The sequence below is a fragment of the Rhizobium sp. P1_E1 genome, assembly GCF_056406015.1.
In genome coordinates this window covers 1-8093 of record NZ_JBFUAY010000194.1, presented here as the reverse complement: position 1 = coordinate 8093, position 8093 = coordinate 1, and the positions used below count along the sequence as shown (strand labels likewise).

Here is an 8093-nt window from a genome sequence, read left to right as displayed (position 1 = left end):
GCGTGTCGACCGAAGCCAAAAGGCCCATGGGGGCGAAAATCTCCACCTGTTTCATCAGGTTGCGTGCGGTCACCTGGTGCGGCGTAAGCCGCCGTCCGTCCACATTGATGACGCGGATGCCCGTTATTCTTTTTCCGAGCGTGCGTCCGTTCCAGATGAGTTCCGAGAGGATGTAATAGGGGATCTGCACCAAAAAACCGAGCAGCACCATGAGCATCGCCTCCGCCGTCATAGGCAGCACGCCTGTGAAGATGATGGCGGTGGCACAGATGAATATGATGATTGTGGTGAAGACGATGTCGAGGAATTGCGCGCCGAAACGGGTTCCGAGCGAGGCAATGGCGAAGGTGATCGGGACGCCCTCCGGCGGGATGAACTGCTCGACGCGCTTGCCGTCCTTGTCTGTCCGGTTCATCGCACCGCCTCACGCGACGCTTTGCTTTCGCGGCCTGCAAGCAGCAGCCAGCCCACCCAGCAGACGCCCATCCCCCAGCCGATGACGAGACGCCAGGTCGGATCCTGTATCAGCTGGCGCAGGAAGCCTTCGATGAAGGCTGCCGCGACAAGCATCAGCCCTGCGAGGATGGCGAGCTTGACGGCATCATGCGCCTGGTGGCGCAAGGCTTCCTTTCGCGTTCTGGCACCTGGAAGGAGAACGGCAAGTCCGAGCCTTGCCCCACCCGCGCAAGCAATGGCGATGGCCGCAAGCTCGGTCACGCCGTGGATCGAGAGCCAGGCGAAGACGTCGTAGCCCAGCCCTCTGCGATAAAACATCGCGAAGAACGCGCCGAGGATCAGACCATTGTAAAAGGTCAGGATGAAGCTCGGCACCGACACGAACACACCGAGGGTGAAGATCAGGATGACGATGGTCGTGTTGTGGGAAAAGAGAAAGGCGGAAAATGCGGCCAGCCGGTCGCTGTCATGCCCTTCATCGCCATAGATGGTCGAGCGGAGGTAGTCGGTCGAGGCATCAGGCGTACGCTGGTCGGCCATCTCCGGCGGCACCAAGGTATAGAACCAGCTCGGATCGTTGGCGCAGAGCCTGTATCCGGCAGCCGCCCCCAGAATGAGCGCCAGGAAGCCGATGAACAAAGGTAGGGCCGAGCGACGCACGGCCTGGGGAATGCCGTGCGACAGCAGGCGCCTCATCAGGCCGCCCAGGCTTTCCTGCGGGGCGTAGACGACGAGATAGGCCCGGGCGCAGWGGCTTTCCAGATAGGCAATCAGGGCGCGATCGAGAGAAATATCGCGCGCCACGCTCAGCGAGTTCATCGCCTGCCTGTAGCCGCTGGCGAGATTGCGGACCTCATCATAGCCGAGCGCGGCTGCGCCCCCTTTCTCGGCACGCGTCACGAGTTCGTCCAGTTGACGCCAGTGTGCCTCGCGCTCCAGCCGGAAGCGGGCCGAACGAAGCGTATCGTTCTGGACGGCGCCGACATTGACTGTCGCGCCCTTATCCATCCTGCCGTCGATACCGATATCCATCATATCATCTCACGGGATTTGATTTCGATGTAGCGCGCAATGAGATCCGAAGTCAGTGCCTCCGGCGTGCTGTCGAGGCAAAGCACGCCGAGACGCGCCAGTTTTTCCATGACGGCGCGCCTTTCGTGAAGGATCTGGCGCGCTGCAACCGAGCGAGCGACAGCATCGAGCGTCGTTTCCTCAGGCTCGATGAGCTTTCCCAGCATCGGATCACGCAAGGCGACATAGACGACGAAGTGATGCCGGGCGAGCACCTGTATGTTCTCGATCATCAGCTCCGCCGTGATGGTGTCGACGAAATCGGAGAATATCACAACCAGCGAACGTCGCTTCAGGCGTCCGGACAGGTGGGTCAGTCCCAACGTATGGTTGGTCTCCTGGGTTTCGTAGCGCAGCCCGGCGCACACCGTCTGCAGCCGCGGAAAGGCCGCTCGTCCGGGCAAGGCCGGCACGAACAGACGCGGACGGCTGTCGAAGCTGTAGAAGCCGACGAGATCGCCGGCAAGGCCTGCACCCCAGCACATGGCGAGCGCCGCATTGATGGCGCGATCGAGCTTCGTGAAGCCGGCAAGCTGTTCGGCCATCAGCCGCCCGGAATCGACGCAGAGGATGATCTGGTGATTTCGTTCGGCCCGCATCTCGCGCACGACGAGACTGCGCATGCGCGCCGACCGCTTCCAATCGATGCTGCGCGGATCCATGCCGCTGGCAAATTCCCGCAGCTGGTGGAATTCCGATCCCTCGCCACGCAACCGCAAATCCTTCTGGCCGGCCTCCAGCGGCAGGATCTGGGTCTTGATCGCTYCCGACAGCACCGGCGATATGTCGGGCTGGACGGCGATCTCTTTGCCCACCGGCATGCGCGCGATGATCTCGAGCAGCTTCAATCGCGATGGCCACTTCAGCCACAGCTCGTTGACCGCGTATCGTCCCCGCCGGGTCAGATGAAGGTCCAGAGAGGCCTTGACCTCCCCTTCCCCGGCACCCGATGCAGGGTTGAGCCATCTGATTTCGTCGACGACAAGCTCGGGAGCGAGATCGAGCCGGATTTCGATTTTCTGAGGCAGCACGCCCTTCTGCGGCCGTACGCCGACCGTGAACGCGGTGGTGTGGCCGACAAAGCCTTGCGGCGGCAGATCGAAATCGATCGTCATCCTGCCCGCCAAGTTGGAGATGACCAGATCGGCGACCGTGAGCGCTGCGATTGCAAGCCACATGAGGAGTAGGAGATAGCTCATGTCGCGCCACCACACGCTGGTGAAGACTGTCACCGCGGCTGATATCAGAACGAGCGCGATCAGAGTGGAGGATGGCCGCATTTAACGGGGCGCATCCACGCGGTTCATGATATTGCGCAGCACCTCGTCCGGCGTGCGCCCGTCAATTTCCGCCGAGGGCGAAAGCACGATGCGATGGCGCAAGGCGGGCACCAGCAACGCCTGGACATCGTCCGGCAAGCCGTAATCCCTTCCCTCGAAAGCCGCGCGCACGCGCACTGCCGATGCAACGGCGTCGGCTGCGCGGGTGGATGCGCCGTAGAGAATGTCGGGATCGGAGCGCGTGGCGCGCACAAGGTCGACGATGTAGGTCAGGATCGTGTTGTCCAGATGGATCGCATCGATCAGCGCCCGCCCTGTAGCGAGTGCGGCACTCGTGACAAGCGGACGGATGCCTGCGTTGCGCAGGTCTGATTTCAGCGCCTGCGTCGCGTGTTTGGAGAGGATGGCAATTTCCGTATCGCGGCTGGGAAAATCGACGACAAGCTTGAACAGGAAGCGATCGAGCTGTGCTTCGGGCAAGGGATAGGTGCCCTGCTGCTCGATCGGGTTCTGCGTGGCAAGCACGAAGAAATCCGGCCCCAGGGAATAATCCGTTCCATCAAGCGTGACCATCCGCTCGTTCATCGCCTGCAGCAGGGCGGATTGCGTCTTCGGCGGCGCGCGATTGATCTCATCGGCGAGAAGAATGTCGGTAAAGACCGGGCCCTTGGTCAGGTGGAACTGATTTGTCTGGAAGTTGAAGAGATTGACGCCCAGAACATCGCCGGGCATCAGGTCTGGCGTGAACTGGATGCGACGATATTGCAGCGCCATGGCGGCGGAGACCGACCGGGCAAGCAAGGTTTTGGCCGTGCCGGGCGGACCTTCGACCAGGCAATGCCCGCCGGCAAAGATCGAGATCAGGACGAGATCGATGATCGCATCCTGCCCCTGCACCGCTTTGCCGATCTCGCCACGAACCGCAGCGATAAGATTACGAAATTCACCTAGATCCAAGGTCAATGCTCCCCAGCGATTTTCTGAATGTCTCGAGATTGCGGTGCAGATTAGCCCGCGTCATCAGATGTCCACGATCGATCAGCGCCTGTGCTGACGAGTGCAATGCTTTCGCCGCCGCCTGATCGCGGCGCGCCAGACGCTGAAACAGCCGCTCTATGCCCGCCTCGTTTCCCGCTCCAGGGCCGAAGACCAGTTGCGCCTTGTCCGCAAGCAGATGGAGCACGAACTGTCCGGTCATCCGGCCATCATTGCCCGACAGGCGCAGCAGACGCGCCGTCGCGTCGATCGCGGCAGTCTTCGACAGCTCGATGTTTCCGGATGTCTCGTTCAAGGCAGGCCCGAAGCGATAGGCGCCGCGCCAGAAACAAATGGCGGCAACGACGAGCAGCACTCCCCAGATGACGGACAGCGGATAGGCGAAAAACCGCTTGAAATCGGAGGCAGAGCGCTCGTAGGTCCGGCCCTCATCCGCCGGTTTCTTGCTATCCAGAGGCAAGCCTGATGGATCCAGATAGACCGGCCGCTTTTCGCCCGCTCCGCGCAACAGCGTCACGAGCGACACGGCAAAGGAGGCGTTATCGGCGAGAGCCAATCCGTGATTGTTCAACAGGTCCGGATCCGACAGCAGATAGATGTTGGGGTCGTCCTCGCCACGCAGGAGCAGTGCGCCCGACGGCGTGCCCGCGAGCTCCTCCCAACCACCCGGGAGGCTCGACCGTTCGAAGGTTTGCGCCTGATAGAGGGCGATACTGATGGGCTGCCCCGGGTACAACTGCGGCTGCGCCTCTTCAAAATCGGTGCTGCTACGGGCGAAGCCAAAATCTGAATAACCGATCTTGCCGAGTTCRCTGCCGATATCGGCGAGATCGACCAGTCTCGATTTGCTGGCAATACCATCCGTTGAAACGCTGCCCTGCCACTTCGGCAAAATGATCAGCGTTGGCAGGGCATAGCGGTTTGACTCCCGGATCGGACTGTCCGGGCCTGCGTCATCCGCTTCCTCGTTTACCTGAGGTGCGACAGTCTCGCCTTGGCGTATCGACAAGGGAATAATGCGCAGCGAGATTTCCGAACGCGCCCGGGCGACATGAGGGTCGGATCGGACGACAGGGATACCCTTGGCTTGCAGCCACGATTCCAACCCCTTGTTGCCGAGGGCTGAGCGGTCGAAATCGCTGCCGCGCGACAGCGCAAAGACTGCCAGCGCCGCCAGCGCAAGCAAAAGCCCCAGAAACAGAAGAGGGCCCGAGTTACGCATTGGCCACTCTGCCTGATGACAGCAAGCCGCGCGCGGTCGTCAGAAGGACGCTGAAATGGCTTTCCGCAAGCGTGCGGCCGCCGTAGTGAACGAGTTCAACCGCGGTCAGAAAATTTTCAAGCCGATCGCGGTCGGGCATATTGTCCGGCAGGCGGGCGAAAACCGCCCGTTCCGTGTCAGAGCGGAAAAGCCGCGTTCCCGTCACATCAGCCGCGTGCAGCAGGCAATGCCTGAGCAGCAGGACAAGCGCCTGTCGTCGATCCGCCATGGCGGCAATGCGGTGCAGGAAGTCGCTCGGCTTTTCCTCGGCCTCGGCTACCGATGTGCGCCAGCTTTCCGGCGCCTCCCCCTGCCGCTTGATGTCGCGTGGAGCAGATGAGAGCAAGACACCGCCATTTCCGAAGCGCATCCACAAGCCGATGGCCACGATGAGACCAACGAGCACGACGGCAACCGCCAGAGACCCGCTGACAACCGGCTCTCGCGGGATCATCAACGGTTTGCGTTGCGGCGACGATGTTGTCGTATTCGACGCCGGTTCGACCTTTGGAGAGGCATCGCCATAGACGAGCGTGCAGCGCAATCCATTCTGCTGGCACTGCGCGGCATATTCGGCTCCGACGGCGCTCTTTTGGCGATCGCCGCCCCCAACCTGCTGACTGTCGCTATCCTGCGCCTCTACGGGCGAAAACTGAGCTGAGGTGGCGAACAACAGAACCACCAGCAGGCTAACATTGCGGATGGCCATGCTCTAGGCAAAGACCTCTGATCTTATTTCCGGACGCAGCGGATCCGCCCCGAACTTGTTCGGACCTTCGGTGCCCGGAAGCACGGAAACAACAAAAATCGCAACACCCGCGAGGAGACCGACATAGGGAACGTAGCAACCGATAAACAGCGCGAGGTACCACCAGCCGGAAATATTCCGATCATGGAAGCGGCGAACCTGCAGAGATATCAGTGGCAAAAAAATTGCGAGTATGAACAATAGCCAGATGACCACGGTATAGTGAATCGGCGACACAGCTCCACCACCACTGAAAGCGAAGGCAAGCACAAAGGCCGGAATTATAAGTGCGAGCAGCGCCAGCCCATAGAACAGCATGAACCACCAATATTCCGAGCGGGAGGCCCTGCCGGAAAAGGTTGCGTATTTCTGCTTCAGAACAGTCCGAACAGCTTCAGTAAACCCCATTGAAATGCCCCCATTTCTGCTTGCTGCAAGCGCGGTGATCCTTCTCACATCGTCTTGCTTGATAGTCATTCAGATGAAAACAGCTACAAATTCAAACGTAGAAATTGCGATAAGCCAGATACTTCAAACAGGCGCGCTGATGCGGAAACGTGGCGAGCAACAGAGCCACCAGCCGGCCGGCGTCGCGGATGRCCATCCTCTAGGCAAAGACCTCCGCTCGCGCTTCGGGGCGCAACGGATCCGGCCCGAACCTGTTCGGACCTACAGTGCCCCTAAAGACGGAAATTATAGTAATCGCGAGGCCTGTAATGCCACCGATATAGGGAACCATGCCCAAAACGATCAGGGCGAGATACCACCAGCCGGAAATGTTGCGATCATGGAAGCGGCGAACCTGAAGGGATAGTAACGGCAAGAAGATTGCCAACACAAACAATCCGCCGACCACCATGATTGCGACGACCAGTGACGAAACTCCACCCTGTTGGTCAGAAGAGGCGCCTGCCGCTAAGGCCAAAATTAAAAACGCGAACCCTATCAAGTAAGTGAAAAGCGCAAACCACCAATATTCCGAACGAGAGGCCCTGCCGGAGAAGGTTGCATATTTCTGCGTTAGAACCGTTCGAATAGCTTCAGTAAACCCCATTTCAATGCCCCCATGTCGTCTTGTTGCAACCACGATGACCCACAGTCTTATCAAGGTCTTGCTTGATAGTAATTTCGAACAAAAGCAGCTACAATTCAAACGTATAAATTGCAATAAGTCGTTTGCTTCAAATGGGCGCTCGCTGAAGCGGAAACTGAGCCGAGATGGCGAGCAACAGAGCCACCAGCAGGCCGACGTTGTGGATGCGATGCTCTAGGCAAAGACCTCCGCTCGCGCTTCGGGACGCAGCGGATCTGGCCCGAATTTGTTTGGGCCTTCTGTGCCCGGAAGCAAGTTAATAACCAAGACCGCGAGGCTTGCAATGAGACCGACATAGGGAACCATGCTCAAGATAACCAACGCGAGATACCACCATCCGGACATGTTGCGATCATGGAAGCGGCGAACCTGCAGCGATATCAGCGGCAAAATAAGCGCGACTATGAACAATCCGCCGATAACCAGGAAAACGGTAGCCAGGGCGGAAATTCCACCTTGGAGACCGGAAAAGGTCCCGGTCAGACCGGCCACAAATGAAATGGTGAACGCCGTCAACACATAGAACAGCATGAACCACCAATATTCCGAGCGGGAAGCCCTGCCGGAAAAGGTTGCGTATTTCTGCTTCAGGACGGTCCGAACAGCTTCAGTAAACCCCATTGAAATGCCCCCATTTCTGCTTGCTCCAAGCGCGGTGATCCACGGTCTCACCATCGTCTTGCTTGATAGTCGTTCAGATGAAAACAGCTACAATTCAAACGTAGAAATTGCAATAAGTCGGTTGCATTGGCTCATTACTTTTAAAAGCAATGATTAACGCGTTGAGGTTTTCACCTCGATGACCGCGAGGTGGACTTGAGGTCGCTGGCCTGCCGCGGAAGAATTCGACCCGTTTAACGTGCTGTTTCTGCCCTAAGCGGCCGACTGCATGACAAGCGATTGATGACAGTGCACGCCGGCGAGCACGCCTGAGGCGGAGGCGAGCGTGGCATTGTGCATGGCGCTTGCCGCATCGCCGGCGGCGAAGACACCCTTGATGGTGGTTTCCTTGTTGTCACCGGTGCGGATGATCGGCCCGAACGGGCCGTCGTCGAAGGCGCAACCGAGCTGTTCGGCAACCGGGCTCGCCATCGTCGTTTTCGGCGCGACGAAGACGGCATCGAGCGGCACGACGCGGCCATCGGCGAGGCGAACGGCCTCAAGTTTCGGATTGCCGCCCAACAATTC

10 protein-coding genes are annotated in these 8093 nt (G+C 59.4%); all 10 read right to left on the bottom strand.

Annotated elements, in window-relative coordinates; all coding sequences use genetic code 11:
* Positions 1-415, bottom strand: a 415-nt coding sequence (locus tag AC1D1Z_RS30960) for an RDD family protein (protein WP_477852663.1), incomplete at its 3' end; no start/stop codon positions are given.
* Positions 412-1488 carry a stage II sporulation protein M gene (locus AC1D1Z_RS30955; RefSeq protein WP_477852661.1) on the bottom strand — a complete coding sequence of 359 codons (1077 nt, stop codon included), beginning with the start codon at positions 1486-1488 and terminating at the stop codon, positions 412-414. The genes AC1D1Z_RS30955 and AC1D1Z_RS30960, both read right to left, overlap by 4 nt.
* On the bottom strand, positions 1488-2807 hold the full coding sequence (locus AC1D1Z_RS30950; RefSeq protein ID WP_477852660.1) for a DUF58 domain-containing protein: 1320 nt from the start codon (positions 2805-2807) through the stop codon (positions 1488-1490). The genes AC1D1Z_RS30955 and AC1D1Z_RS30950 overlap by 1 nt, the downstream gene beginning before the upstream one ends.
* Positions 2808-3764 carry an AAA family ATPase gene (locus AC1D1Z_RS30945; protein WP_018246275.1) on the bottom strand — a complete coding sequence of 319 codons (957 nt, stop codon included), beginning with the start codon at positions 3762-3764 and terminating at the stop codon, positions 2808-2810.
* Positions 3751-5025 carry a hypothetical protein gene (locus AC1D1Z_RS30940; RefSeq protein ID WP_477852658.1) on the bottom strand — a complete coding sequence of 425 codons (1275 nt, stop codon included), beginning with the start codon at positions 5023-5025 and terminating at the stop codon, positions 3751-3753. Before AC1D1Z_RS30940 ends, AC1D1Z_RS30945 begins: the two co-directional genes overlap by 14 nt.
* Positions 5018-5773, bottom strand: coding sequence for a hypothetical protein (locus tag AC1D1Z_RS30935; protein ID WP_446946568.1), 756 nt, complete (start codon positions 5771-5773; stop codon positions 5018-5020). The genes AC1D1Z_RS30940 and AC1D1Z_RS30935 overlap by 8 nt, the downstream gene beginning before the upstream one ends.
* Positions 5774-5776: 3 nt before the next feature.
* Complete coding sequence (locus AC1D1Z_RS30930; RefSeq protein WP_026231046.1) at positions 5777-6220, bottom strand: DUF805 domain-containing protein; 444 nt, start codon at positions 6218-6220, stop codon at positions 5777-5779.
* A 199-nt stretch (positions 6221-6419) separates the two neighbouring features.
* Complete coding sequence (locus tag AC1D1Z_RS30925; RefSeq protein WP_018448797.1) at positions 6420-6866, bottom strand: DUF805 domain-containing protein; 447 nt, start codon at positions 6864-6866, stop codon at positions 6420-6422.
* 213 nt (positions 6867-7079) lie between these two features.
* Positions 7080-7526 carry a DUF805 domain-containing protein gene (locus AC1D1Z_RS30920; protein WP_018448795.1) on the bottom strand — a complete coding sequence of 149 codons (447 nt, stop codon included), beginning with the start codon at positions 7524-7526 and terminating at the stop codon, positions 7080-7082.
* Between the two features lie 252 nt (positions 7527-7778).
* The coding region (locus AC1D1Z_RS30915) for an FAD-dependent oxidoreductase (protein WP_477852655.1) at positions 7779-8093 on the bottom strand (315 nt) is incomplete at its 5' end.